24 protein-coding genes and 2 pseudogenes are annotated in these 25,532 nt (G+C 71.3%); 16 read left to right on the top strand and 10 right to left on the bottom strand.

The genetic code is table 11. The features are described 5' to 3' along the window. Nucleotides 1-49: 49 nt before the first annotated feature. From ACWC5O_RS37375 to ACWC5O_RS37390, 4 genes are all read left to right on the top strand, one after another. Entirely contained in the window at nucleotides 50-835 is a 786-nt protein-coding gene (locus ACWC5O_RS37375) for an SDR family NAD(P)-dependent oxidoreductase (RefSeq protein WP_450588221.1), read from the top strand. A gap of 174 nt (nucleotides 836-1,009) precedes the next feature. Beyond that, nucleotides 1,010-2,638: a sigma-70 family RNA polymerase sigma factor gene (locus ACWC5O_RS37380; RefSeq protein ID WP_450588219.1), complete on the top strand. Its 1,629-nt coding sequence runs from the start codon at nucleotides 1,010-1,012 to the stop codon at nucleotides 2,636-2,638. 159 nt (nucleotides 2,639-2,797) lie between these two features. Next, nucleotides 2,798-3,085, top strand: a complete 288-nt coding sequence (locus ACWC5O_RS37385) for a DUF1905 domain-containing protein (protein ID WP_450588217.1) — start codon at nucleotides 2,798-2,800, stop codon at nucleotides 3,083-3,085. Between the two features lie 64 nt (nucleotides 3,086-3,149). Further along, entirely contained in the window at nucleotides 3,150-3,350 is a 201-nt protein-coding gene (locus tag ACWC5O_RS37390; RefSeq protein ID WP_450588264.1) for a MarR family transcriptional regulator, read from the top strand. 366 nt (nucleotides 3,351-3,716) lie between these two features. Here ACWC5O_RS37390 and ACWC5O_RS37395 read toward each other — a convergent pair whose 3' ends face one another. Both ACWC5O_RS37395 and ACWC5O_RS37400 read right to left on the bottom strand, forming a co-directional pair. After that, nucleotides 3,717-3,872 (bottom strand): DUF6131 family protein, encoded by a 156-nt coding sequence (locus tag ACWC5O_RS37395; RefSeq protein WP_450588215.1) that lies wholly within the window; start codon nucleotides 3,870-3,872, stop codon nucleotides 3,717-3,719. Nucleotides 3,873-4,006: 134 nt separating this feature from the next. After that, nucleotides 4,007-5,188: a PucR family transcriptional regulator gene (locus ACWC5O_RS37400; protein ID WP_450588214.1), complete on the bottom strand. Its 1,182-nt coding sequence runs from the start codon at nucleotides 5,186-5,188 to the stop codon at nucleotides 4,007-4,009. Nucleotides 5,189-5,336: 148 nt separating this feature from the next. Here ACWC5O_RS37400 and ACWC5O_RS37405 point away from each other — a divergent pair, with 148 nt between their 5' ends. Further along, a complete protein-coding gene (locus tag ACWC5O_RS37405) occupies nucleotides 5,337-6,830 on the top strand; it encodes a long-chain-fatty-acid--CoA ligase (protein ID WP_450588212.1) in 1,494 nt (497 codons plus the stop codon). A gap of 61 nt (nucleotides 6,831-6,891) precedes the next feature. Here ACWC5O_RS37405 and ACWC5O_RS37410 read toward each other — a convergent pair whose 3' ends face one another. Then, nucleotides 6,892-7,839 carry a RimK family alpha-L-glutamate ligase gene (locus ACWC5O_RS37410; protein WP_450588210.1) on the bottom strand — a complete coding sequence of 316 codons (948 nt, stop codon included), beginning with the start codon at nucleotides 7,837-7,839 and terminating at the stop codon, nucleotides 6,892-6,894. A gap of 717 nt (nucleotides 7,840-8,556) precedes the next feature. On the opposite strand from ACWC5O_RS37410, the gene ACWC5O_RS37415 reads away from it, so the two are divergent. From ACWC5O_RS37415 to ACWC5O_RS37435, 5 genes and pseudogenes are all read left to right on the top strand, one after another. Further along, nucleotides 8,557-8,844 (top strand): hypothetical protein, encoded by a 288-nt coding sequence (locus ACWC5O_RS37415; protein ID WP_450588208.1) that lies wholly within the window; start codon nucleotides 8,557-8,559, stop codon nucleotides 8,842-8,844. 200 nt (nucleotides 8,845-9,044) lie between these two features. Then, nucleotides 9,045-9,269: a transposase family protein gene (locus ACWC5O_RS37420; RefSeq protein WP_450781173.1), complete on the top strand. Its 225-nt coding sequence runs from the start codon at nucleotides 9,045-9,047 to the stop codon at nucleotides 9,267-9,269. 93 nt (nucleotides 9,270-9,362) lie between these two features. Then, nucleotides 9,363-10,110 (top strand): annotated as a pseudogene (locus tag ACWC5O_RS37425) (transposase). A 412-nt stretch (nucleotides 10,111-10,522) separates the two neighbouring features. After that, nucleotides 10,523-11,155 carry a DUF1345 domain-containing protein gene (locus tag ACWC5O_RS37430; RefSeq protein WP_450588203.1) on the top strand — a complete coding sequence of 211 codons (633 nt, stop codon included), beginning with the start codon at nucleotides 10,523-10,525 and terminating at the stop codon, nucleotides 11,153-11,155. A gap of 34 nt (nucleotides 11,156-11,189) precedes the next feature. Then, nucleotides 11,190-12,158, top strand: a complete 969-nt coding sequence (locus ACWC5O_RS37435) for a Dyp-type peroxidase (RefSeq protein ID WP_450588201.1) — start codon at nucleotides 11,190-11,192, stop codon at nucleotides 12,156-12,158. 18 nt (nucleotides 12,159-12,176) lie between these two features. Here the strand turns inward: ACWC5O_RS37435 and ACWC5O_RS37440 are convergent, their stop codons facing one another. Then, entirely contained in the window at nucleotides 12,177-12,656 is a 480-nt protein-coding gene (locus tag ACWC5O_RS37440) for a GreA/GreB family elongation factor (RefSeq protein WP_450588200.1), read from the bottom strand. An 80-nt stretch (nucleotides 12,657-12,736) separates the two neighbouring features. Between ACWC5O_RS37440 and ACWC5O_RS37445 the strand changes: the two are divergent. Then, nucleotides 12,737-13,059 (top strand): annotated as a pseudogene (locus ACWC5O_RS37445) (hypothetical protein); the annotation flags it as partial. Nucleotides 13,060-13,343: 284 nt separating this feature from the next. On the opposite strand, the gene ACWC5O_RS37450 reads toward ACWC5O_RS37445, so the two are convergent. Beyond that, nucleotides 13,344-14,135, bottom strand: coding sequence for an SDR family NAD(P)-dependent oxidoreductase (locus tag ACWC5O_RS37450; RefSeq protein WP_450588196.1), 792 nt, complete (start codon nucleotides 14,133-14,135; stop codon nucleotides 13,344-13,346). Nucleotides 14,136-14,221: 86 nt separating this feature from the next. On the opposite strand from ACWC5O_RS37450, the gene ACWC5O_RS37455 reads away from it, so the two are divergent. Further along, a complete protein-coding gene (locus ACWC5O_RS37455; RefSeq protein WP_450588194.1) occupies nucleotides 14,222-14,800 on the top strand; it encodes a TetR/AcrR family transcriptional regulator in 579 nt (192 codons plus the stop codon). Here ACWC5O_RS37455 and ACWC5O_RS37460 read toward each other — a convergent pair. Continuing rightward, on the bottom strand, nucleotides 14,794-15,516 hold the full coding sequence (locus ACWC5O_RS37460; RefSeq protein WP_450588192.1) for an FAD binding domain-containing protein: 723 nt from the start codon (nucleotides 15,514-15,516) through the stop codon (nucleotides 14,794-14,796). The two genes, ACWC5O_RS37455 and ACWC5O_RS37460, sit on opposite strands and share 7 nt — an antisense overlap. A gap of 211 nt (nucleotides 15,517-15,727) precedes the next feature. Between ACWC5O_RS37460 and ACWC5O_RS37465 the strand changes: the two genes are divergently transcribed. The 4 genes from ACWC5O_RS37465 (at nucleotide 15,728) to ACWC5O_RS37480 (ending at nucleotide 20,192) form a co-directional block, all read left to right on the top strand. Beyond that, a complete protein-coding gene (locus tag ACWC5O_RS37465; RefSeq protein ID WP_450588191.1) occupies nucleotides 15,728-17,443 on the top strand; it encodes a protein kinase domain-containing protein in 1,716 nt (571 codons plus the stop codon). Nucleotides 17,444-17,568: 125 nt separating this feature from the next. After that, nucleotides 17,569-18,207: an RNA polymerase sigma factor gene (locus tag ACWC5O_RS37470; protein WP_450588262.1), complete on the top strand. Its 639-nt coding sequence runs from the start codon at nucleotides 17,569-17,571 to the stop codon at nucleotides 18,205-18,207. Next, on the top strand, nucleotides 18,200-19,144 hold the full coding sequence (locus ACWC5O_RS37475; protein WP_450588189.1) for a CU044_5270 family protein: 945 nt from the start codon (nucleotides 18,200-18,202) through the stop codon (nucleotides 19,142-19,144). The genes ACWC5O_RS37470 and ACWC5O_RS37475 overlap by 8 nt, the downstream gene beginning before the upstream one ends. Nucleotides 19,145-19,217: 73 nt before the next feature. After that, complete coding sequence (locus tag ACWC5O_RS37480) at nucleotides 19,218-20,192, top strand: phosphotransferase family protein (protein ID WP_450588187.1); 975 nt, start codon at nucleotides 19,218-19,220, stop codon at nucleotides 20,190-20,192. Nucleotides 20,193-20,202: 10 nt separating this feature from the next. Here ACWC5O_RS37480 and ACWC5O_RS37485 read toward each other — a convergent pair whose 3' ends face one another. The 4 genes from ACWC5O_RS37485 to ACWC5O_RS37500 all read right to left on the bottom strand — a co-directional run bounded on the left by ACWC5O_RS37485 (nucleotide 20,203) and on the right by ACWC5O_RS37500 (nucleotide 25,523). After that, on the bottom strand, nucleotides 20,203-23,025 hold the full coding sequence (locus tag ACWC5O_RS37485; protein WP_450588186.1) for a type 2 lanthipeptide synthetase LanM family protein: 2,823 nt from the start codon (nucleotides 23,023-23,025) through the stop codon (nucleotides 20,203-20,205). 97 nt (nucleotides 23,026-23,122) lie between these two features. Further along, a complete protein-coding gene (locus tag ACWC5O_RS37490) occupies nucleotides 23,123-23,323 on the bottom strand; it encodes a DUF6229 family protein (RefSeq protein ID WP_450588185.1) in 201 nt (66 codons plus the stop codon). Nucleotides 23,324-23,479: 156 nt separating this feature from the next. Then, nucleotides 23,480-24,901 (bottom strand): aminobutyraldehyde dehydrogenase, encoded by a 1,422-nt coding sequence (locus ACWC5O_RS37495; protein WP_450588183.1) that lies wholly within the window; start codon nucleotides 24,899-24,901, stop codon nucleotides 23,480-23,482. Beyond that, nucleotides 24,894-25,523, bottom strand: a complete 630-nt coding sequence (locus ACWC5O_RS37500) for a flavin monoamine oxidase family protein (RefSeq protein WP_450588181.1) — start codon at nucleotides 25,521-25,523, stop codon at nucleotides 24,894-24,896. Before ACWC5O_RS37500 ends, ACWC5O_RS37495 begins: the two co-directional genes overlap by 8 nt. Nucleotides 25,524-25,532: the final 9 nt, after the last annotated feature.

Below are 25,532 nucleotides of genomic sequence, written 5' to 3' on the forward strand. Positions count from 1 at the left end.
TACCGCCGGTGCCTGGATCGGCTCACCGGACCGACGCAGGCTCGCCGCCATGAACAACACATCCACCACCACGCCCGTCGGCCTGCTGGCCGGCAAGGTCGCCTTCATCACCGGTGCCGGGCGCGGCATCGGCGCCGCCGCAGCCCGCCTGTTCGCCCGGGAGGGCGCCCAGGTGATGCTCGCGGCCCGGACGGAGGCACAGCTCAAGGCGGTGACCGAGGAAGTGCGGGCGGCGGGTGGCAGCGCGGACCACGTGCTGTGCGATCTGGCCGACGCGGCCGGTGTGCGCGCGGCTGTGGAGCGCGCCGTCGACCGGTACGGCCGCCTCGACATCGCCTTCAACAACGGCGCGACCATCCAGCGGCCCGGACCCATGGACCAGCTCCCGGAGGCCGAGTTCGACCACGTCTGCACCGTGAACCTCAAGAGTGTCTGGGTGGCGATGGTCGCCGAGGTCGCCGCCATCCGGGCCACCGCCGGAACCGGGGCCATCGTCAACAACTCGTCCATCGGCAGCCTGCGCGGCAACCCCGAACTGCCCGTCTACGGCGCGATGAAGCGGGCCGTCAACAGCCTCACCGAGTCGGCCGCCGTCACCTACGGACCGGAGGGCATCCGCGTCAACGCGATCGCCCCCGGCGGCACGCTGACCGAAATGATCCGCACCTGGGAGGCCGAATCGCCCGGAGTTCTCGACCGCATCAGGGCACAGACCCCGCTGAGCCGTGCCGCCGACCCCGACGAGATCGCCCAGGCCGCCGCCTGGCTCCTCAGCGACCGCTCCTCCTTCGTGACCGGTACGGTCCTGCGCGTCGACGGCGGGGCCCGGGCCTGAGCCCCGGGGCCGCCGGGTCCGTGCCGTGTGTGATCTCTCCCATTGCGGCCGACGGGCCGATGCGACCAACCTCTCGTCGAACGAATCTCCGAAGAACTGTTATCGGGGGCTCACTGGGCGGTCTCCCAGGTATCGGACAGCACCGTTCGGCATTCGAGGACAGGGAAGCGATTGATGAGTACAGAGCACACGGTGGAGTCGGCGGCACTGGTGACCGCCGCCCGGGCGGGTGACGCGGCGGCCCAGGACGCCCTGGTCAGCGCGTACCTCCCGCTGGTCTACAACATCGTGGGGCGTGCTTTGAACGGCTCGGTCGACGTCGACGACGTGGTGCAGGAGACCATGCTCCGCGCCCTGGACGCGCTGGGCGGTCTGCGTACTCCCGAGAGCTTCCGCTCCTGGCTCGTGGCCATCGCGATGAACCAGGTCCGGGCGCACTGGCAGGACCGGCAGTTCGCTCCGGGCGCCGTCGAGGAAGCCGAGGAACTCGCGGATCCGGGTGCGGATTTCGTGGATCTGACGATGGTCCAGCTGCAGCTGTCCGGCCAGCGCCTGGAGACCGCGCGCGCCACCCGCTGGCTGGAGCCGGACGACCGAGGACTGCTGTCGCTGTGGTGGCTGGAGTGCGCCGGTGAGCTGACCCGCGGCGAGGTCGCGGCGGCCCTGGAGCTGTCGCCCCAGCACACCGCGGTCCGCGTACAGCGGATGAAGGCGCAGCTGGAGGCGGCCCGCGTGGTGGTACGGGCGCTCGACGCGCAACCGCCGTGCGCGGAACTGCAGGGCATGCTGGCCTCCTGGGACGGCCGGCCCTCGGCACTGTGGCGCAAGCGCATAGCCCGGCACGCCCGCGGCTGCGTACGCTGCTCCGGCCTGTGGAGCGGGTTGATGCCCGCCGAGGGGCTGCTGGCCGGCCTGGGGCTGGTCTCGGTGTCGACCGCGCTGCTGGCGAAGACGGGCCCCGCCGCGGGCGAGATGGGTCTGGCCGGCTCGGCGTCCCGGCTGGACGCGTCCGCAGGCCACGCCGCTGCGGGCCCGGCGGACGGTCGCCGCGCTGCACACGGCCGGTCGGCTTCCCGGGGCGAGACCCGTCGGCGTCGGCGCATCCGGCGCCGGGCCGTCGGCGGCGCCGTCGTGGCGGCCTGCGTCGCGGGCGGCGGCCTCTGGTACTTCGGGACGGACTCCGGGTCGGGGAACGAGGAGGTGACCGCCGCGCAGACCGCCGACAGTCCCGTGGTGGATCTCTCCGCACCCCGCGCCGCCGAGACCTCTCCGTCGGCCTCGGCCTCTCCGTCGCCGTCGACCTCGAAAAAGGCGAGTTCCAAGAAGGCCCGTCCGGCGAAGAAGACCACGCCGACTCCCCGGCAGTCCGCTCGGCCCCCGCAGAGCGCGCCCAGCACACCGCAGACGCAGTCCGCTCCCTCGGGCGATGTGGCGCAGGTGGTCGCGCTGGTGAACAAGGAACGCGCGGCCGCCGGCTGCGGACCGCTCACCGAGAACGCCCAACTGGAGAAGGCCGCGCAGGCCCACTCCGACGACATGGCCGCCCGCAACTTCTTCGACCACACCAACCCGGACGGCGCCGACCCCGGTCAGCGCATCACGGCCGCCGGCTACCGCTGGTCCACGTACGGGGAGAACATCGCGAAGGGCCAGCAGACCCCGCAGGCGGTGATGGACTCGTGGATGAACAGCCCCGGCCACCGTGCCAACATCCTCAACTGCTCGTTCAAGGACATCGGCGTGGGCGTCCACAAGGGCTCGGGCGGCCCTTGGTGGACACAGGACTTCGGCGCCAAGCTCTGACGCCGGGGGGCGGGGGAGGGTCGTCCGGGCAGGGTGCGCCGCCGCACCGGCAAGTGCCCTTCCGCACGGTCCGATCGAGGTGAATTCGAGGAACGTCGAGTCCGGGGCGGCGCAGGTACGCTGAGCGCGACCTGCCCACCCGAGGACGGGACCGACCTCATGGAACTCACCTTCGCCGGCCGCGTGATCGAATGGCGTGGGCCGGCGCCCTACTACTTCATCGCCGTGCCGGACGAGGAGTCCGCCGACGTCCGCGAGGTGGCCGCGACGGCCACGTACGGCTGGGGTGTGATTCCGGTCGAGGCCCGGATCGGCGAGATCACCTTCACGACGTCGCTCTTCCCCAAGGGGGGCTCCTACCTGCTGCCGCTCAAGAACGCCGTGCGCAAGCCGCAGGGCCTTGCCGAGGGTGACGACGTGACGGTGGAGATGTCGGTGCGCCTCTAGCGCCGGGTACCGTCTTTCCAGCGCCGGACACCGCCTTCCGGGGGCGAGCCCGCACACAGCCGCGCTGGCGCAGCACATGGCCATCGACCCTGAAGCCGTCTCCCGGCTCGTGGACCGCCTGGGCGCCATGGGGCTGATCCGCCGCGAGCCCGACCCGGCCTCGCGGCGCACCGTGCTGCTCGTTCTCACCGACAGGGGCCATGCACTGGCCCCGTTCTGGCCGGCCTCACCGACCAGAACGACGCCGGCCTCCTCGGCTCGCTAGGCCCCGCAGCGCGACCAACTGGAGAGGTGGACCGCCGCCGGTCTTCGCCTTGCCGCGGCCGACCGGGCGAACCGGTCGAAGTGGGCCGTCGTCAAGATCAAGTCGATCGAGCCCACCGAGGACCTCGACTGGTGGGCCATGTCCACACCGTCTACCTGGACGACACCGCGTCCTGGCGTGCCCCCGCCCGCGCCGCCCCCACGGCGACGCAGCCGAATTCATGATCACCTTCTATCGGCCGCCGGGCTTCGGCGGCCAGTTCTTCGACGAGCGGATCGCCCTGGTCGACACGGAACTGTCCACCCTCAGGTCGCTCCTGGAATGCCAGGCGTGACCACGTCCGAACGAGTGGGCAGTGTTCCGCGTTCACCAGTAGTGTCGTCGGCCCGCGACTGCATGGCCCATGGAGCCCATGATCCACAGGACCGCACCGATCACCACCAGAATGATGCCGATGGTCCACAGGATCGAAATGCCGGTGACGAAGCCGACGATGAGCAGGATGATGCCGAGGATGAGCATGATGCGCCTCCTGCCGGTATCGGAAGTTTCCACTCTTGCGAGTGCCCCGAAATGCCGGAAAATCTCATATATGACTCCGAAATCTTCGAGCGGCTGAATCGGCGCCGTGACCTGATGCGCCGACCCCGGCACTTTCAGTGGCGGCCGTCCGACCGCGGAACCAGTCGCAGCGCGTGCAGGGCGGTGCCGAGGTCGACGAGGGCGGCGGGGTCGGAGAGCGAACGGCCCGTCAGCTTCTCTATCCGCCGGAGCCGGTAGCGCACCGTGTTCGGATGGATGAAGAGCCGGTTCGCCGTCTCGGCGGCGACGCCTCCCGCAGTGAACCAGTGCCCGAGCGTCTCCAGCAGCCGTGCCCGCTCGGGCGCCGGCAGTTCCAGGACCGGCCCCAGGACGACCTCGACCAGGCGTGCCGCCTCGGCAGGTGCGGCGGCGACGAGCATGGCGAGCGGACTGTCGTCGAAACGGGCCACGCCCGGCCCGTCGCCCGGCAGCCCGGCCAGCGCCAGCCGGGCGAAGCGCAGCGCCTGCGGTGTGTCGCGCAGCGAGTGGAACCGGGGGCTGACCCCCACCCGTGCCGGACGGTGGCGCAGCGCCCTGCGGCTCACCGCCTCGGCGTCGGGATGGGCCAGCGAGAGCAGCCCGATCTGCTCGCCCGGCAGCAGCCGCCAGGCCGACTGCACACCGGTCTGGCGCAGGGACGCCTCGATACCGGGCAGCGGCTCCCCGCCCGGATCCGGCACGGAGGCGGCCACGACCGCGTAGGGTCCCCGCTCCGGCAGACCGAGTTGCCGTGCCGTCTCCCACAGGGTCGTCCGGTCCGCGAGCGCGCCCGTGAACAGCGCCTCGACCAGCGCCGAACGGCGCGCCTCGCGCTGGAGCGCGAGTTCGGCACTGGCCTCCCGGTAGGCCGCCGCGACAGCCTCCGCGTAACGGCCGAACTGCGCCCAGATCTCCGACGAACCCGCCACCAGTTGAGCGTCCGTGACATCCGGATGCCGCTGCGCCTCGACGACCATCTGCGACCAGAGATACCCGAACCCGATCCGATAGGCGTGCAGCGTATCCGCGAGCGGCACTCCCTGCTCGGCCCGGAGACGACCGGTCTGCTCGGCGGGCCGCACATCGGGTTCCGCGTCGAGGGCGAAACGCCCCAGCAACTGGTCGGCGTTGGCCGTGCAGGACTCCCGCAGCGACGCGAAGGGGATCAGCGACTCGTCGGCGTAGGACTCGACCTCGGCGCAGATGCGCCGCGCCATCCGCTCACCCAGCTCCGGCAGCCGTCCCAGCAGGGCGGCACTCACGTCCGAGAGACTCATCCCTGCAGCGTACGGCGTGCTCTTTGTTCCCCGGAACAATCCCCGGCCGTGTGAGCTGTTCGCCCGGCCATGGACGCTCCCCGGCACGAACGCCACGATGCCGTGAGCGCCGGCGGGGACCCGGCGAGCATGCGTGCAAGGAGGCATCATGGCCAATCTGGCGGAATTCCTGGCGGAGACGGCGGGCCGGCACCCCGAGAGCGCCGCCCTGCGGCTGGGGACGGCGACCACCACCTACGCCGAGCTGGACCGGCTGAGCGCCCACGCCGCCGCCCTGCTGCGCACCGAGGGACTGCGCCCCGGCGACCGGGTCGCGCTGATGCTGCCGAACGTGCCCGAGTTCGTCGTCCTGTACTACGGCATCCTGCGCGCCGGCGGCATCGTCGTACCGATGAACCCGCTGCTGAAGGCCCGGGAGACCGAGTACCACCTGCGTGACTCCGGCGCCGTGCTGCTCTTCGAGTGGCACCAGGCGCCCGGTGAGGGCGCCCAGGGCGCGGCCGCGGCCTCCGTTCGCCACATGTCGGTCGAACCCGCCGCCTTCGCCGCCGAACTGGCACGGCTGGAGCCGCAGTACGACATCGCCGGCGTCGCCGGCGACGACATCGCCGTGCTGCTCTACACCTCCGGTACCACCGGCCGTCCCAAGGGCGCCGCACTGACCCACGCGGGACTTCGCCACAACACCGAGGTCAACGTCGTCAACGTGCAGCAGATGACCCCCGAGGACGTCGTCGTGGGCTGCCTGCCGCTGTTCCACATCTTCGGGCAGACCTGCACGATGAACGTCGCCGTGCGCAGCGGCGCCGCGCTCATCCTCGTTCCCCGGTTCGATCCGCAGACCGTGCTCGACGCCATCGCCCGTCATCGTGCGACCGTCTTCGAGGGCGTGCCCACCATGTACGCGGCGCTGCTCCAGCACCCGGGTGCCGACGAGGCCGACATGTCCACCCTGCGCCTGTGCATCTCGGGCGGCGCGTCCCTGCCGGTGGAGATCCTGCACGGCTTCGAGCGGCGCTTCGGCTGCATGGTGCTGGAAGGCTTCGGCATGTCCGAGACCAGCCCGGTCGTCTCCTTCAACCACCCCGACCGCCCGCGCAAGGCCGGATCCATCGGGACCCCGATCCAGGACGTCGAGGTGCGGCTGATCGACGACGACGGCCGCGACGTGACCCCGGGCGAGGTCGGCGAACTCGCCGTGCGCGGACCGAACCTGATGAAGGGCTACTGGAACCGCCCCGAGGAGACCGCCGCCGCCGTACCCGACGGCTGGCTGCGCACCGGCGACCTGGCCCGGCAGGACGAGGACGGCTACCTGTACATCGTCGACCGCAAGAAGGACCTCATCATCCGCGGCGGCTACAACGTCTACCCGCGCGAGATCGAGGAGGTCCTGCACGAGCACCCCGCCGTCGCCCTCGCGGCGGTCCTCGGCGTGCCCGACGAACGGCTCGGCGAGGAGATCGCGGCAGCGGTCGTCCTGCGCCCGGGAGCCGAGGCCGGCCCCGAGGAACTCCAGGAGTACGTACGGGATCGGGTGGCGGCCTACAAGTACCCCCGCCAGGTGTGGCTGGTGGACGCGCTGCCCATGGGCCCGAGCGGGAAGATCCTGAAGCGGGAGATCTCGGCTCCGGTGCACTGAGCGCGCCAGGCGGCCGACCGGCCCAGAGGCTGATTCTCAAGCCGGGCACCCGGCTTGAGAATCAGCCTGCGCAGCCGCGGGCGGACAGACGACCGGCGATGCAGGCTGCGATGGCGGGGGTGACCGCGGTCATCTCCGGGCGCCACCCCGGTACCGCATTGACCTCGCAGATGGTGTAGGCGTCGTCGGAGGCGAACAACAGGTCCACCCCGGCGATGTCCAGGCCCAGGGCGCGGACCGCGCGCACCGCCAGCTTCTCCGCCTGCGGATAGCGGCCCGCGCACAGCGTGGCGGAGCCGCCCTTGGAGATGTTGGAGGCGAGGGTGCCGTTGCCGGAGGTCTGCAGTACGGCGCCCACCGGTTCGCCGTCGACCACGACCACGCGCAGGGAACGGCCATGCGAATGGGTCACGTGCTCCTGGAAGAGAAACGGCGCTTCCTGGGTGAGACTGCCGGCGACCTCGCGAAGCAGGTGCGAGTCGGGGGCGAGGAAGACCTGCCCGCCCTTGGCGCCGCTGACGGACTTCACCACGCACGGCGTCCCCAGACGGGGGCTGCGCACAACGCCTTCCAGCGGAGCGGTGGCGTAGGAGATGGTGTCGGGCACCGGCAGTCCGGCCAGCGCGAGCTCCTGCAACTGCCACACCTTGTTCCGGCACTTGAGCTGGGCGGCGACCGTGTTGACGAGGGTGCTGCCCATGCGCTCGAGGTGCCGTAGCAAGGTCACCTCGCGGTCGCTGCGCATGGGGCCGGCGACCTGACGTACGCACACCACTTCAGGAGCGGGCAGGTCGGCGCCGCCCAGCGTACGCAGCACCAACCGCCCACCCTGGACGCCGAAGAGCAGTTCGTCGGTGTGCCAGACCGCGAACCGGGGGCCGTGGGCATCGGCAAGCGCTGCCGCCAGTTCGTGAGTGGACCGGCGCAGCACTGCCGGCCGCTGCCGCGCCAGCAACCACACATCGGCGGGTGCCGGAATCGCCGGCCGAGCACGGTGCTGTACGACCACTCCGACTCCTCGCCTCTTCGCCACCCACGCCCGCGGGCCGTCGACACGGCCAGTCTCGCAGTTCCGTGATCGCGGTGTCACGGACGGCAGAACGCGGCGGGCGGAACGCATTTCTGACGCTGCGTCAGGCATCGTGCCTGCCTGCCCCGTCGGCGGAGCAGGCACCGTCACGGCGAGGCCGGCTCGGCCCGTCCGGCCGGGGCGACCGCGTCGTCTCCCAGGATCAGCCCGGCGGTGGCGACAACCGGCGAGCGAACAGGCCAGCCACCCAGGGTGCGCCCCCAAGCCCGAGGGCAGTGGCGGAAAATCCCATTGTGCGCAAGCTGCTGATCCGCCACGCCTACTCGTGCCAGTGCACCGCGGTGTGCGGCCTGGCGGCGGCAGATGCCGAGGGCGGGGCCACGGCTCCCATCGTCACGACGCCGACGGCCACCGCGGCCGCGGCTCGCCCGGCTCTGCGCCGGCCGCTCCGCCGTCCGGACGAACGAGACCTCTGCCATGCCTGCTCACGCACGAGCCAACTCCCACGGAATCATTGAGCCTTTTCAGCGTTGACGCTCCAGGGTGAGGATGGCTGCGGCGACGGCGGTCATGCGGTTGGGGCTGCAGCGGGCATCTGACGGAGCGTGTCCTGCCGGGGAGGGAGTCGTTGATCGTTTTCGAATCCCGCCCGCGCACGGGCACCGGGTCGGCACGACCACTAACGAAGGACATGACATGTCACGTGAGACTCGCAAGCGCGCCTACGTCCGCCTGGGGGCACTGCTCCCCGCCCTGACGTTGTCCGTGGGCGTCCTCATGGCGCCGACGGCCTTGGCGGCCGATGGCTCGCCTCTTCCCGTCAACTCGGACAACGAAGGCATCGGCATGGATGGCAACGAGGTGGCGGCCGCAGTTTCGGGCGTCCTCACCGCCGCCCTGATGCTGACGTGCACCGACCCGCAGAGCCACGTCATCATCTGCCGGGTCAACTCGAACAACACGCCTTTCGGCTCCTCGAACTGAGCCGATGGGCATCGGCCCTTACGATCCGCATTGAGGGCCGGTGCCTCAAGCGCCCACGGCAGCGTCAGCCCAGCGTCCCTTCCCCACCGTCCACGTCCCCAGATCAGCCCGCCGAGGTGGGGCAAGGGCCGCTGTACCCGGGCGCCGATGGCGTTGTGGTGGAAGGCTTCACGGCCGACGACTGCCTCGTCGTAGTTCGAGTGTTCAGTCGAACACCTCTCCACTCATGCTCCGCCTGCGACGTCTGGTCGAAACGAGTCCACAGCCGGTACGAACGGAAGATTTCTGATCGCCCTGTTGCCGACCGGTCGACGATCATTCTGTTGACGGTTCGCCGGTTCTTCTGTGGCAACACCGAATGCGTGCGTCGTACCTTCGTCGAGCAGATCCCCGGGATCAGTGAGTTCTTTCAGAGTGGCCACTGATCGGGCGACGGACGGAGGTTTCCGCAACGCACGAGGCTCCTGTGTCGTTGAGAGAGGTGTTCGACGTCTCAACTCATCAGCGCGGGAGCCTCGTTGGTTCCCTATCCTGCCGCACTCGACCTGCCGCACGCCCTGGTCGAGTGGGTATCCATGCTCATCGTCACCCGTGAGGGTGACCGCCGCTGCAAGCTCCCGCCCCACAAGCGTGCCCTAGTCGGCCTGATCTACCTTCGCCGCCACGACACGCTCGCGCAGATCGCCGCCGGCTTCGGCATATCCGTCGGCACCGCCCACGCCTACGTCAAAGCCGTCGTCGATCACCTGTCCCACAGGGCGACCGGCCTGCTGCGCGTCCTCCGGGAGGCCGATCCTGATCACGTCCTGCTCGACGGAACCCTCGCCGAATGCGACCGCGTCGGCGACAGCCGGGCCGACTTCTCCCAGAAACACCGCCGTCACGGCGTGAACGTGCAGGTCGTTGCCGACCCCAACGGCAAGCTGCTCTGGATCTCACCCGCGCTGCCCGGCCGGCCACGACCTGACAGCAGCCCGCACCCACCGCATCATCCGGATCTGCGAACGCCAGGGCGTTCCCGTCCTCGCCGACCGCGCCTACATCGGCGCCGGCCCCTGGGTGACCACACCGATCAGACGGCTTCCCGGCAAAAACCTCACCGCGACTCAGCAGACGATCAACCAGGCGCTGTCAGCAGCACGGACACCAGTCGAACGGAGCATCGCGAGGCTGAAGGCCTGGCGAATCTTCCGCAGGGCCCGCTGCAGCCCCAACCGCATGACCGCCATCGCCGCAGCCATCCTCACCCTGGAGCGTCAACGCTGAAAAGGCTCATTGGTCAACCACCGGCTTATGGGCCCAGCATCTCCGGACGCGACCGCGCGGGAGGATCCCTTCACGGCGTAGACCGCGAGATCGGGCCGTCCCGCCGCCACGATCGGCACGGCGACCAGGCCCATGGCCAGGGCGGACCGCGCGGCGAACAGGAGCGCTCCGTCCACGTCGTGCAGGGGCAGCGCGCCGCGTGGGGAGAGCGCACGCCTCGCGTCGGCGGCCGAGGTCCGCCAGTCGTGCACGGGCACGGGACGGGGGAATCGGCGCAAACCCGGCATGCTCGGTGTATGCCCCGTGCTCCGGCCGGGCGCGGGGTCGGCCTGCGGCCCGGCCCGCCTGCGACCGCCCGAGGCGGCGCGCTCCGGCGGGCCGGCCGGCAGCGACGGAACTACCCTGGTGGCGCATGAGCAGCTGGTTGCCGCTGGACGCCGTGCCCCGGCTGGCCGGTGCGGTGGCATTCGGAGCCGTGGTCGGCGGGGCCGTCGGGCTGTCGGCCAAGGCGCTGCTGGGTGCGCTGGCCGCGATCGCCGCGACGGAGCTGGCCTTCGTGGTGGCGGGCTGGGTGGTGCTGTGGCCCATGGACGCCGCGGCCACCCACCGTAACGCCCGACGCGAGGACATCCGGCCGCTCGGCGAGGAACTCGCGGTCGTGGCGGTCGCTTCGTGCGGACTGGTCGCGATCGTGCTGCTGCTCCTGCTCGGCGCCTCCGACACCGGCCACATCGGCGCCGCGCTCGCGCTGTTCGGGGTGTTCATGGCCTGGGCCGCACTGCACCTGATGTACGCCACCCGCTACGCCTACGTCCACTGCACCGCCGGGGGCGGGATCGACTTCAACTCCGATCAGCAGCCCGCGTACCGCGACTTCTTCTACTTCAGCTACAACCTCGGCATGACCTATCAGGTGTCCGACACCTCCGTCTCGAGTACGGCCATCCGAGCGATCGTGCTGCGGCACACGCTCCTGTCGTACGTCTTCGGCACCAGCATTCTCGCCACCGCCATCAACCTCGTCGCGGGACTCGTCACCGGCTGACGTCCTCGCGCGGTTTCGCGCCGCACGCAGCAGGATGGTGCGAGGGACCAGCTCAGGAGGAGGCCGGATCGTGCCCGAGTCACAGGCCGTGATCGTCGAACCGGCGAGAGCCGCCGTCTTCCTCGTGGTGACGATCGCGCCGGGCCATGAGGCGACGGTCCGCGACCTGCTGCAGGACGTCTCGGGCCTGCGTCGCTCGGTCGCCTTCCGCGCACCCGAGGACCGGCTCACCTGTGTCGTCGGCATCGGATCGGAGGCCTGGGACCGGCTCTTCAGCGGACCGCGCCCACGGGAACTGCACCCGTTCGTGGAACTGAACGGCGCCCGCCACCGTGCCCCGGCCACCCCGGGAGACCTCCTCTTCCATGTGCGGGCCCGCCGCATGGACCTGTGTTTCGAACTGGCCCGGCTGATCCTGGAGCGGCTGAGCGGCGCGGTCACGGTGGTGGACGAGGTCCAGGCCTTCAAGTACTTCGACGAGCGCGACCTGCTCGGGTTCGTCGACGGAAGCGAGAACGCCGAAGGACAGGTCGCGGCCGACGCGGTGCTCGTCGGTGACGAGGACCCCGACTTCACCGGGGGCAGCTATGTGATCGTGCAGAAGTACCTGCACGACATGACGGCATGGAACGCCCTGTCCTCGGGCGAACAGGAGAAGGTCATCGGGCGGACGAAGCTCGCCAACGTCGAACTCCCCGACGGCATCAAGCCCGCCGACTCCCACGTGGCGCTCAACACCATCACCGACGAGGACGGCAACGAGCGCAGGATCGTGCGCGAGAACATGCCGTTCGGCAACCTCGCCGCGGGCGAGTTCGGCACGTACTTCATCGGCTACGCACGTACTCCGGACGTGACCGAACAGATGCTGAGGCGCATGTTTCTCGGCGACGGCCGAGCCGCGCACGACCGCATCCTCGGCTACTCGACCGCGATCACCGGGTGCCTGTTCCACGCCCCGACCGTCACCTTCCTCGACGACCCGCCCGCGGCTCCCGGCTGATCCGAACCCGGCTCCGGATCAGCCCTGTCCGTCGGGTGACCCGCCGAGGGCCACCACCACCGCGGTCAGCCGTCCCTCGGGTGCGCGGTAACTCACCGAGTCGCCGGCCCGGTGGCCGAGAAGCGCGTGCCCCAGCGGACTGTCGGCCGTGATCAGCGCGGGGTCCACCACGTCGGCCATCGCGCCGATGTGGAACGTCTCCTCGGTGCCGTCCTCGAATCGCACGGTGACCGTGCTGCCGACACCGACCACATCGGTGGGGGGCCGGCCCGCGTCGGCCGCCTGCCGCAGTCGCGTGGCGATCTCGGAGATGCGGGCGTCCAGGCGATCCAGCTCATCGGCGCGCCGCAACTGGTCGGCCTCGTCGGCGCGGTCGCCGGTCGTGTCACTGTCGCGCAGAGTGGTCGCGACCGACGCGCGTTCGGCGCGGACTTCGGCGAGTTCCTTTTCGAGCGCCTGGCGGGCGGCCTCGCTGATCGGCTCGGGTTCGCTGGTCATGCAGGCTCCTCTGGTGTGGGGGAGAAGAGTGAACTGACCGAAAACGTGAATTTTCGGTCATGGTAGTCGAGGTTCTGCGGATGATCCCCCGGCATCGCCTGGGCAAGATCGACGACCACCGGCCTCCGCCTGCCGAAGGGGTGAGACCCGTGGCCATCTCCGAGCACGACCAGAAGCGCAGGGAGCCCCGGGCGGGCCCCGTCCCCGAGGAGGTGCCGGAGTTCCACCCGTACCACCACCTGGCCGCCGGCCGACGGCTGGGGCGCCGCGAAGAGCGTGAGCCGGCGTGCTGGTGCGCGAGGGCGCCCTGGTGGACGGGCCCCGGGCGATCATGTGGATGAACCACGAAGGCGACGGGTTCGACTGCCCGGGACGCGTGTGGCCCGACGACACCAGAGGGCTCCACGCCGAGTTCTCCGCGCCCCGCTGCCCGACGTCGTCCCCCCCGGGCACCCTGGCCTGGGCGCCATGCGCTCCCACCACCGTCAAGGGCGGCAGCCACCGTCACCTCGACGGATTCCTCGCCACCCGCTAAGTCCGCCCCGTGGCTGCGCGGCCGGCCACATGCCGGAGATGAACGTGCCGTGCGCGCTCGGCGGCTACGGCACGCAGAGTGACCAGCCCCTGATGAAGCTCGTCAAAGTCACGTCCGCACACGCGACTTGAGAGGGCGGCACCCTCAGGCGCTCACCGGCTCGACTTCTGGGCCGCCACGATCGTGTCCAGGGTCCGCTCCGCCCCGGCCAGCCGCTGCACGCGCTCCGCGAAGCCCGGGAACTGCGACGCGATCTTGGTGAGGAGCTTCAACTCGACCGGGGCCACGTTGACTTCGGCGACGTCGCGCTCGATCGCCCGTGTCACGCCCTTGACGACCTTCTCCGGCGCGACGGTCCGCACCCCGCCGGGCGTCGGCGAGCCCGTGTTCGCGAACATCCCCAGCTCGCGGACGAAGCCCGGCTGGACGATCGAGACTCCGACGCCCGTGCCGTGCAGATCCTGGCGGAACGCCAGCGAGAAGCCGCGGAGCCCGAACTTCGTCGCGTTGTACATGGACGACGACTTGGTGGCCGCCATCCCCGACAGCGACCCGACGAAGCAGATGTGCCCGCGTCCGGCGGTCACCATGGCGGGTGCGAGCAACCGCGCGAGCATCGCCGGCGCGCGCAGGTTCACCGCGAGCGCCCGGTCGATCTGTTCCGGCGTGTAGTCGAGCACGTCACCGCTGGAGGGCAGGGCGGCGTTGGCGATGAGGACGTCGGTACCGGCGGCCTCCTCGGCGAGGCGCAGCACGTCATCGGCGTCACCGAGATCGGCCAGGATCGTGCGCGCGCCGAAGCGTTCGGCGAGGGGCTCCAGCGCCTCGCGCCGTCGGCCGGTGAGTATCAGGTCCGCGCCACGAGCGGACATCTCCGCGGCGAGCGCGCCGCCGATGCCTCCCGTGACCCCGGTCAGCAGAACAGTTGCCCCAGCAATGTGCACGACTACCTCCGTACTGTTCGTTCGAACGAACAATAGAGAGGGCATGCGGGACTGTCCACCGGAACGTGGATGGAAGAATGCAGCGCATGCCGAACGACGCTCCCAGTGCCACGACGCGCCAGCGCATCATCACCGCCGTCCTGCAGATCATCGGCGAGGGCGGGGTCGCGGCCGTCACCAACCGGCGCATCGCCAAGGAAGCCGGAGTGTCACTCGGCTCGGTCACGTACCACTTCGAGACCCAGCACGATCTGCTGCGGGAGAGCCTGCTGTACTTCGTCCGCGAGGAGGCGCGGTACTTCACCGAACTGGCCGACCAGTGCCAGACCGAGGGCATCGACATCGAGGACGCGGCGTTGCTGGCCGGACAGGTCGCGTGCGGCACGGCACTGGACAGCGCCCATCTCGCGCCCTTCGAGCTGTACATCCAGGCCGGGCGCGACGAGCGGCTGCGCGAGGCGGCTGCGGAGGCGTTCCGCGCCTACGACCGGCTCGCCACCCGGATCCTCACCGCTCTGGGTGTGCCGGACGCGGAACGCCTGGCGGCCACCACGGTCGCCGTGGTGATGGGGCTGCAGCTGCGGCGTCTGGCCACCGGCAGCCCCGCCGAGGACCTGGTAGACGCCCTCCTGCTGCTCGCGCGGGGCTGTCCGCCCGCTCAGTGACCGGCGGCGGGCCCGAGCAGTTCCGTGGCCTGTTCGCCGATGACCTCCCATGCGGTGGGCGGGACATCACCCAGCGCCGTCAGCCGCAGCGTGCCCATCGCGTCCTCGCTGCCGGTGTCGCCCGTGGCGCTGCCGCTGACCACGTCGTACCCGTCGCGCACGGCGACACGGAGGAGGTTCCGCCCGCCGGCGTCGGTGTGCAGAGCCATGGCGACGACGAGCGGCGGCGGTCCGCCCGCTTCGGACGGCAGTTTGCGGTAGGCGGTGGCGACCGGCTCGCGCCAGTGGATGCTCAGCAGCAGCGGACGCTTGGCCGTCGCCTCGGACAGATCGATCTCCTGAACACCCTCGGGCCCCAGCACCGATGCCCGCGCGTCCAGGACGAGCGCCGCCGGCAGCAGGCAACGCAGCGTGCTGCCCACGAGGTTGCCGCCGACCGTCGCGGTCCGGCGTACGGCGCCGGTCCCCACCGACGCGGCAGCCAGGCGTATGACGTCCGGGACCCGGTGGTCGATCCGGTTCAGCACCACGGCGGCGCCCAGCGTCTCGCGCCCGATGACGTTGGCCTCCGGGAGGCTGCGCAGCGACATGGCCAGTTCGGGGAACCCGTCCCGCTGCCAGTCGGCCCACAGCAGCGTCGCCCCGCCGATCGGTACGGCCCCCTCGGCCAGGCACTCCCGTGCCTCGGACACGGAGCTGGGCAGTCGCAACAGCATCGCAGCCGACCTGCCTTTCCGGGTAGTTGGGCGGCGGGGCCGTGAACCGGCAACCCGCCCACAGGCATGGCGCATTCTCGTCGCACGATGTGGGGCGCACACAGGGCTCACACGAGCATGCCGGGCGTCGTCGAATCCCCCGCCGCACAGGCATCGGCGACCGGCCCCCTGCGGGGACGGCGGCGTCCGGGCTCCCGCTAAGCTCGCGCGCATGAACGGAGAGGGCAGCGACAACAGCGGTAGACGGGTTGTCGACGGGCGGTTCGAGCTGGAAGCACGGCTCGGCGGTGGCGGTATGGGCATGGTCTGGCGCGCGACGGACCTGGTGTTGCATCGGAGCGTGGCCGTCAAGGAGGTGCGGCCGCCCGATCCCGACCTCGCCGAGTACGATCCGGAAGCCGCCGGGATGCTGCGCGAGAGGGTCCTGAGGGAAGCACGCGCGCTGGCGCGTATCGATCACCCCAATGTGGTGACCATCCATCATGTGGTCGACGGGGGTCCGGGTACCTACCCCTGGATCGTCATGGAACTCGTCACCGGCGGCTCCCTGGCCGACCGCCTGGCCCGCGGGCCGATGTCCGCCCAGGAAGCCGCGCTGATCGGACGTGAGGTGCTGGCCGCGTTGCGTGCCGCGCACCAGGTCGGCATCCAGCACCGCGACGTGAAACCGGCCAACGTCCTGCTGCGTCCCGACGGCCGTCCGGTGCTGACGGACTTCGGCATCGCGGCGATCCGCGAGGCGACCTCCCTCACGGCCACCGGGTCGGTCATCGGCACCCCCGACTACATGGCGCCCGAACGCGTCTCCGGCAAGGACGGTGGTCCCGCCTCGGACCTGTGGTCGCTGGCGATGATGCTCTACACGGCCGTGGAGGGCGAGCATCCGCTGCGCCGCGGCACGACGCTCGCCACCCTGGCAGCCGTCCTCAGTGACGAGATCCCGCCCCCGGTCAAGGCCGGTCCGCTGCGGGACGCACTGACGCGGGTCCTCGTCCGGGACCCCGCGGCGAGGCCCGATGCCGAGCAACTCGACCGGATGCTGGCCGACGCCGCCCGCGAGCCCGAGTCGCCCACCCCCTACCAACTGCACCCCCCGTCCGCACCGTACGTTCCCGGGCCCGCACCGGCACCCACGGGCTTCGGCCCCGCGCCCGCGATGTCCGGGGGACCGTACGGCGCTCCTCCGGCCCCCACGACGTCCCAGGGCCCGCATGACGCGCGTCCGGCATCTCCCACGGTCCCGGTACGGCCCGACCGTGGCCGGCGCTGGACGCTGGTGGGCCTGCCCGTCGCCGGAGTGGCGCTTGCCGGCGTTCTCGTCTGGACTCTGCTCCCCGGCGCAGACTCGAAGGCGCCCAATTCCGCCGCGTCCGGCAACTCCGCCACCAAGTCGCCGTCGGGCGGCGGCTCGACCGTCACGGACGTCACGCCGTCGGCGAAGGAGTCGACCGGCGCGACGGCGAGCGCGAAGGGGAACATGCTCACTCCGACCGGGATCCGCACCGCCATCAGCGCGTTCAAGCAACAGACCGGACGGACCCGGTTCGGGTCCCTCGTCGTGTATCCCGAGTATGTCTCCGCCGACCTGATGGTGAAGGGCAGCGACATCAAGAAGGACTCGTACACCTATCGCCCCGGCCAGGGCGTCCAGAAGGGCATCATCAGTGACACGCTCAGCGGCGGGGAGAAGCCCGTCAGCCTGGACGACTTCGACTGGGACAAGGTCCCGGCCCTGCTGGCCGAAGCCGAGCGGAAACTGAAGGTCGATCACGTCACGACCCGCTACCTGACGGTGATCCTTCCGGGCAACGCCTTCGGTGACCCTGCCGGAATGTCCGTCTACCTCACCAACGCCTATGGCCAGACCGGCTACCTCCAGGCGAACACCCAGGGCAAGGTCACCAAGGTGATGCCCAACGGTGGCTGACGCGTCATGTGAGGCAGGTCACTTGGCAGGGTGGAACTCGAAAGACGGCATCGGCGAACAGGAGGTGACCACGACACGGCTTTCGAGGGATACGAAATGAACCACAGAGGTGAGGCGTGACGCTCCTGCCGGGCACTGCTGCCGCACTCGCCACGGCAACGGACGCGGTCGGTGACTGCGACGGCTCGGTGATCGAACGGTCCTGGCAGACGCCCGACGCGTTCGCCCTGATCTTCGACCGCTACGCCGACGACATCCACCGCTACATCGCGCGACGTCTGGGCTCGGACACCGCCGACGACCTGATGGCGGAGACGTTCGTGATCGCGTTCCAGCGTCGTCGGCGCTACGACCTGTCCCACGCGCACGCTCGGCCCTGGTTGTACGGGATAGCCACCAACCTGATCGGCCGTCACCGCAGAGACGAGGCGCGCCGGCTGCGGGCACTGTCGCGCATGGCGTCACTGTCCGCGGACCGGGAGCACGAAGGTCCCGAGGACTCGGTCACCGAGAAGCTCAGTTCCGGCGGGACGCACGGCACTCTGGCCGGCGCTCTCGCCGCACTGCCCGCCCGGTACCGGGACGTGCTGTTGGTGATCGCCTGGGGAGAACTCGACTACGCGGAGGCCGCGCAGGCCCTGGGCGTGCCCGTCGGCACCGTGCGCTCGCGCCTGCACAGGGCCCGCACCAAGCTGCGCCGGGCACTGGGCGGACCGGATCTCACCACCTCGACCGCGCCTCACAAGGAGACGGAACATGGATGAACTGACGATGGTGCGGGGATGGGAAGCCGACCAGCACGGGCTGTCCGGCGAGGCCCGCGCCGCCGCCCGGGCCCGGCTCGGAGCCGCCATGGTCGAGGAGTCCCGCGGCGGCGCGACCCGTGGACGAGCACTCAGCCGACGACTCGTGTTCCGTACCGCGCTCGTCGGCGTGACCGCGGCGGCGGTGGGCGTCACCGTAGTGGTGGCCCACGACACCAACGACGACCGCAAGCCCCGTCTGGGCGCGATCAGCGCGACGGAGGTGCTGCAGAAGGCTGCTGACAGGTCACGCGCCGCGGGGAACGATCTGCCCGTTCCGCGCAACGACCAGTACTTCTACACCAGGACCCACATCACGCGGAGCCCGGTCAAGGGCGGGAAGACCAGGACGTGGACCGACGAGAGCTGGATGTCGGTGGACGGTTCCAAGCCGTCCCTGCGTCAGGAGTACGGGAAGATCCACCACGATCCGCCGCTCGGCAAGCACGAGGTGCGCTGGCCCCCCACCGTCTACTCCAAGCTCAGGACCATGCCGACGGACCCCGACAAGCTCCTCGCCCAGTTCAGGGGTGGCCAACCAAGTACGGCCCACAACGACATGTACGCGTTCTTCGAGGGATGCATGCTGCTCATGGGACCACGTGTGATGCCCCCCGGCCTGCAGGCCGGCGCTTTCGAAGCGCTGGCGAAGCTTCCCCGGATCCGCCTGGACTACGACGACGTGGAGGTGGCCGGCCGGACCGCTGTCGGAGTCTCGTACCCCAAGACGGCGTGGACGTTCCTCTTCGACCGCAAGACGTACGACTACTTGGGCCTGCGTACCAAGGGGAGCAGCCCGAAGAAGGTGCACGGCGAGTGGGAGCAGGCCAACTGGTACTACGAGACCAGGAGTCTGCAGGACATCCAGGTGGTCGACCGTATCGGACAGCATGGCTGACACCTCCGCTCTCCCGTAGGGTGCACGGGTTGCCGTGACGGAGAGGGCGGGTCGGGACGTGACACCCAGGGCAGTGACGCGGGAGCAGCTGGCGGGGGCGGCCCGGGCCGCGCTGGGTGGCGGGCGGCGGCTGGAGGCGGTCGAGCGGGTCGCGGGCGGCAGCAAGAAGGGCGTGTACCGCCTGCTGCTGGACGACGCGACGACGGCGATCGCCTACCTCTGGCACGACGCCGAGAACTACTGGCCGGCGGCCGAGGGCGACGACGACCTCACCGACCCGTTCTCGCCAGGCCTCGGGCTGGACCTGTTCGAGGCCGCGCACGCACGGCTGGACACGCTCGGCGTCCGTGTCCCGGCCATCCGCCTCGTCGACCGCGAGGGCAACCACGGCCCGGCCGACCTCGCGATCGTCGAGGACGTCCCCGGCGAGAACCTGGAGCAGCTGCTCGCGCGTGACCCGAGCGCGGCCGCCCCCGTCATGGACCGGCTCGGGGAGGCACTCGCGGCGATGGGGCGGCACCGGGCGACCACGTACGGCAAGGTGGCCGTGGTCCACGGCGGCGGCACATCGCGGGGGACGTCGTGCGAGGGTGTCGTCCTGGACCGCGCGCTGCGGGACCTCGCCGAGGCCGCGTCGCGAGATCCGCGGATCGCTCAGGTCCGCGACCGGCTGGAGGAGCGGCTGACGGACCTCGCGGCGGCGGTGCGGCCCCGCGCGGAGTACGCGGTCGTGCACGGCGAACTCGGCCCCGACCACGTGCTGGTCGACGCGGCCGGGAACCCCGTGGTGATCGACATCGAGGGCTTGATGTACTTCGACGTCGAGTGGGAGCAGGTCTTTCTGCGGATCCGCCTGCACGGCGCCTACCGTCCACTGGCGGTGGACGGCCTGGACGAGAACCGTCTCGCGCTCTACACGCTGGCCCAGCGTCTCTCCCTGACGGCGGGTCCGCTGCGGCTGCTCGACGGGGACTTCCCCCACCGGGCGGCGATGGCGGACATCGCCGAGCACAACCTGAACAAGACGCTGGCCCTGGTCCACGCCTGAACGCCCCGGGTCAGTCGAGGACGAGGGGATCCGGCAAGGAAGCCGAACGATGCATCCGCAAGAGCGTGTGGACGACTCCTGAGAGGCCCGACATGAGGCTGGGGGAGAACGCCTCACGGGCCAGGCCACCGACCGGGCCGCGTTGTTCGAGGCTGGTGAGGATCTCGCCGTCGAGGCCGGAGGGGTCGCCGACGTCCATGGACGTGAGGAACTGCCACAGGCCGAGGTCGCCGTGGCACAGCGTGTGGCTCCAGCCGAAGCCCTCGGCGGCGCAGGCCTCGGCGGCGCGGCGGGCCATGTCGAGATGGGCCGGATCGCCGATGCGCCGGTGGAGGTCGAGCATGCCGATCCCGATCCCCGCGCTGCCGTGACACCAGCTGGTGAAGAAGTCCTCCTCGGCGCCGATCCGGACGTCGAGCCAGTTGCCGTGGTCCGGCTGGTAGAGGGACTCCTGGTAGGCGAAGGCCAGTTCGGCGAGGCGGGCCCAGCCCTGGCGCTCGCCCGCGGAACCCGCGTCGCTCAGGGCGAGCCGGGTCAGCGCCCAGCCGATGCCGGTCGCCCCGTGGGCGAAGCCGCCGATGCCCTCAGGGTTGAGCCGGGTCGTCCAGCGGGCACCGCTCGCGTCGACCGTGGCCAGCCCGGCCAGCCGGCGGCCGATGCGCGCTGCCGCGGCGAGCCAGCGGTCCTGCCCGGTCGCCGTGGCCAGGTTGAGCAGCGGGACGATACCGCCGGCCGCTCCGTTGAGGAGATCCACCTCGACGTCGTCCTCGATCAGGCGGCCCTCCAGCAGCACCGCCCTCGCGGCGGCCCGCTCCAGCAGCCACTTCTCACCGAGCACCCGGTGCAACGCCAGCCACGTCCACACCTGCGACGCGGCGCCACTGAACGCCCCGGGTGACGGCGTCGGCGTCCGGTCCTCGGTGCTCATCAGCACGCGCAGCGCGCCGTCGAACGTCTCGGTGACGCCTGGGACCGGATCGGCCCGCCCGGCTCGCACCTCGGCCGCGTACTCGGCGAGTGTGAGCACCACCCCGCCCTGCCCGGTGTAGAGGTCGGCGGGCAGCACCCTGATGGACCACCCCGCGGGGGTGAAGACCGGGCTGATCCAGGTCACCGTACCGTCCTCGCCGCGCACCGCCCCGTCGCACAGCCGCCGCACCATCCGCGCGGCCAGCTCCCGGCGGCGCCGCTCCCGGTCACGGGCGTGCGGGCGGCGAGCGGCGACCTGCACCCGCGCCGGCAGCGAACGCTCGTTCAGGTACGCGCCCACCAGCGCGTCCTGGATCACCGACTCCTCCAGCGCGAAGTCGGCGGTGCGCCAGTCCTCCACCGTGTTCCGTACTGCGGCCGCGTCCACGGTGAAGCCGAACATCGGCACGTCGCCGGCCAGGAGGTCCGCGATCTCGCCGTCGACGGCCGTGCGCTCCGTCGGCGCACCGGGCAGCACCTCGGCGTTGCGCCGCAGGACGTCCCGGGCCCGTTCGACGGCCGACGCCTCGTCGTGCAACGACGCCGGATGCCACAGCATGCGGCCGATGTCGACGTAGGCCTGGGTCGGTCGCAGGATCCGGCGTGCCCGCGCGCCTTCGAAGCGGGCCAGCAGACGGTACGGATCCACGCCGGGCCGGCGCAGGTGCGCGGTCATCTCGCGGAAGCCGGCCAGGATCCGGTCCCAGTACGTGCTCAGCACCGGCGCCGGGCTCGGGTGGTTGCCCGCCGTGGGCATCGCCACCAGGTCCACCTGGAAGCGGGCCGCCGCGGTGCCGCCGTCCGCGATCACCGGGTTCGGGATCAGCGGCTGCTGCCCGGGCAGTGCCCCCACCCCGGAGATGTCCACTCCTCCCAGCGCGAACCCGGTGCCCCGCACGGGCAGCAGCCCGGTGCGCAGCACCGTCCGGCGGATGGCCGCCGCTGCCACGTCCACCGCGTCACCCCGGCCGCTGGACGGGAAGGGTGCGGGGGAGTCGAAGAGCGTCTCGGCGTCCACGATCACCGGCACAGGTCCCGCGGCGATCATGTTCTCGGCGTGCATGTCGGTGCCGCCGGTGAAACGGAGGACGGCCAGCCAGTGCCCCACGTTGCGGTAGAACGCGGCGAGTTCGGCATCGTCCGCGCAGTACCGGTGGTGGACGAACTCGGCCCAGCCGTAGCCCTCGCGCGCCACTGTCCGTGGCACCCGGATCCGTTCGTCCGGCGCCGGGGCACCGGGTAGGTCCGAGAACAGCTCGTCCAGCAGCGCGCCCAGAGCCACGTCGGCCTCGGACGGCCGGGGCTTGTACATGACGCTCCCGCCGGCGAAGTCGACCCGGCTCACCGTCAGGCCGCCCCGGTGACTGTCGCCCGCCCCGAACGCCACGGCGTGCACCGCCCCCGCGGGCCCCCCGAGGAGCGGCCGCAGCAGTGCCCGGTCCGCGGCGAGCCGCTGCGCGAACCCGGCCGTCGCCGCCACCGACATCCGCGCCACCGAGGCGACCCGCGGGCGGGCACTCGGGTACCGGCCGGCCAACGTGTCGAGATAGCCCTCCGCGCCGGCCTGGTCGATGAACGCGGACCACGTTCTCGTGTCCGCCGCACCCGAGGCGTCCGGACCGACGCCCCCGGCCAGGCGCAGCGCGTGCAGCTCGACCAGGAAGAGACGGGAGAGTTTGGCGTGCAACGATCTGAGCAGGGCGGTGTGGCCGGCCTCCAGCACCACGTCCCGCTCGTCCCGGTCCAGGGCGGTCACAGCCGCCAGGCGCCCCGCCAACTCGTCCCGCCACGGCCGCGCGATGCGCCGTACGGGCCCGGCGAACCACTCTGCCTCGTCCACGCCGTCCGGCGCCGATCCGCTCACCTTCCACCCACCCTCTTCCAGCTCACCGAACGGGACGCGGGGAACCGCGCGAGCAGCGCGCGGCTCCCCGGTCGGTGCCCGAAAGCACCGCGGACGATCAGCAGCACCAGCTGCCGTGCGACCCGCTCGGGCTGGAACAGAAGCCGTACAGGGAGTCGCTCGGGTCGGTGAGCGCGGCCTCCGCGGCGGCGCCGCCGACGTAGAGCGGCCCGGCGGGGTTGAGCTGGCCGTAGGCACTCTCGGCGCCCGACAACCAGGCTTCGAGCACGGCCGCGTTCTGAACACTGGACTGGGGCATCAATGGCCTCCGAAGGCGGGAGTTTGGGGCGGATTGCCCAGCCCTGAGTATCGCGACGTTCGAACACCCGTCAGATGCGCAATCCGGCCACAGTCGTGCGGGAATCCTGATGCCTCCGGTAGGACACTGAGGCGTTCGACGTGTGCCGGTCCCCTCTCACAACATCACGTGCTTGGCCTGTGTGTAGTCGAGCAGGCCGGTCAGGGAGAGGTCGCTCCCGTAACCGGAGTGGCGCACACCGCCGTGCGGCATCTCCGAGACTGTCGTGCCATGGGTGTTGACCCAGACGATGCCCGTGTGCAGGGCGCGGCTCGCGCGCATGGCCCGGTCGTGGTCGCGGGTCCAGACACTCGCGGCCAGCCCCTGGGGAACGGCGTTCGCCATACGGAAGGCCTCGGACTCCTCGGTGAAGGACTGGACGGTGACGACCGGGCCGAACACCTCGCTGCGTACGATCTCGTCCTCCTGCCGGGCTCCGGCGACCACCGTGGCCCGGTGGAAGTAGCCGGGGCGGTCCAGGGCCCCGCCGCCGGTGACGACCTCGGCGTGGCCCGGGAGCCGCTCCAGCAGGCCGCGCACGGACGCCAGTTGGGCGGCGCTCGCGACGGGACCGAAGTCGGCGTGCTCGTCGTCGGGCCCGCCGGGCAGCAGCCGTGCGACCCGGTCGGCGAACGCGTGCAGGAAGGACTCGTACACACGATGGTGGACGAGGATCCGGGTGGCGGCCGTACAGTCCTGCCCCGCGTTGTAGAAGGCCAGCGACGACAACTGCTCGACCGCGTCGTCGAGATCGGCGTCCTCGTGGATCAGCACGGGTGCGTTGCCGCCGAGTTCGAGGTGCAGCCGCTTGAGGTCGGCCGCCGCCGCCGCGGCGATCTCCTGCCCGGCGCGGACGCTCCCCGTGACGGCGACGAGCCGGACGTCCGGGTGGGCCACGAGAGCGCGCCCGGTGTCGCGGTCGCCGCACACCACGTTGAGCACCCCGGGCGGCAGATGCCCGGCGGCCAGCCGGGCGAGGAGCGTGGCCGACGACGGCGTGGTGTCGGACGGCTTCAGGACCACGGTGTTGCCGGCGGCCAGCGCGGGGCCGACCTTCCAGACGGCCATCATCAGCGGGTAGTTCCACGGGGTGATCTGCGCGCAGACGCCGATCGGTTCCCGGCGCAGGACGGAGGTACGGCCCGGCGTGTACTCGGCCGCGGCAGCGCCCGGCAGGTTCCGGGCGGCCCCGGCGAAGTACCGCAACACGTCGACGATCGCGGGCAGTTCGTCCGCCAGGAAGAGGGCGCGCGGCTTGCCCGTGTCGGTCACCTCGGCGCTCGCCAGCGCGTCCGCCTCCCGCTGCAGGGCGTCGGCGATGCGCAGCAGCGCGGTCTGCCGCTGCGCCGGAGTCGTGGCCGACCAGCCGGGAAGGGCCTGCTCGGCCGCCCGGCAGGCCGCGTCCACGTCCTCGGGGCCGGAGAGCGGGGCCGTGCCGTGGGGGAGTCCGGTGGCCGGGTCGATCAGCGCCGCCGTGGCGCCGGCGGCGGCCGGTACCTCCTTGCCGTCGATGTGGTTGAGGCGGGCGTTGTCAGCCACGGCGCAGCGCCTCCTCGGCGGCGGCGCGGCCGGTGCGGACGGCGCCCTCCATGTACCCGGCGACCCACTGGTCGGAGCCGCAGACGTAGAACGGCGGCTCGTGGGTGCCGTGCAGTGGGCCGACCACCATGACCTCGCCCGGCGGCCACTGGGTGACGTAGCCCTGGGTCCACGGGTCGGTGCCCCACAGCCGCAGATGGCAGGCGATCGGCCGCAGTGCCTCGTCGCCGAACATGGCGGCCATCTCGGCGAGCAGTTCGGGTGTGCGCAGATGGGGTGGGGTACCGAGCAGGACGCCATAGCGCTCGGGCGGGATCAGCGCCGACAGGACACCCTCGTTCTGCGGCCAGGTGCTGCCCAGAACGCCCTCGGTCTCGGACAGGCCGTTGAGCCCGTCCGCGCGCCAGAAGGGACGGTCGTACACGGCGGCGAACTTCGCGGCCGTCGCGTGCCGTTGCCGATGAAGCGAGGCCAGGCGGGCGTCGCTGACACCGGTGTCAGCGGCGCGTAGCCGCCCGCAGCCAGGTACCAGGTGCACGACGTCCCGCAGGGCGACGAGGAGGCCGCCGCGGCAGCCGTCGCCGCCTGCCCCAACTCCGCCCTGCGGCTGGTGAAGTGACATGGGACGTGA

Source organism: Streptomyces sp. NPDC001450, from assembly GCF_053597295.1.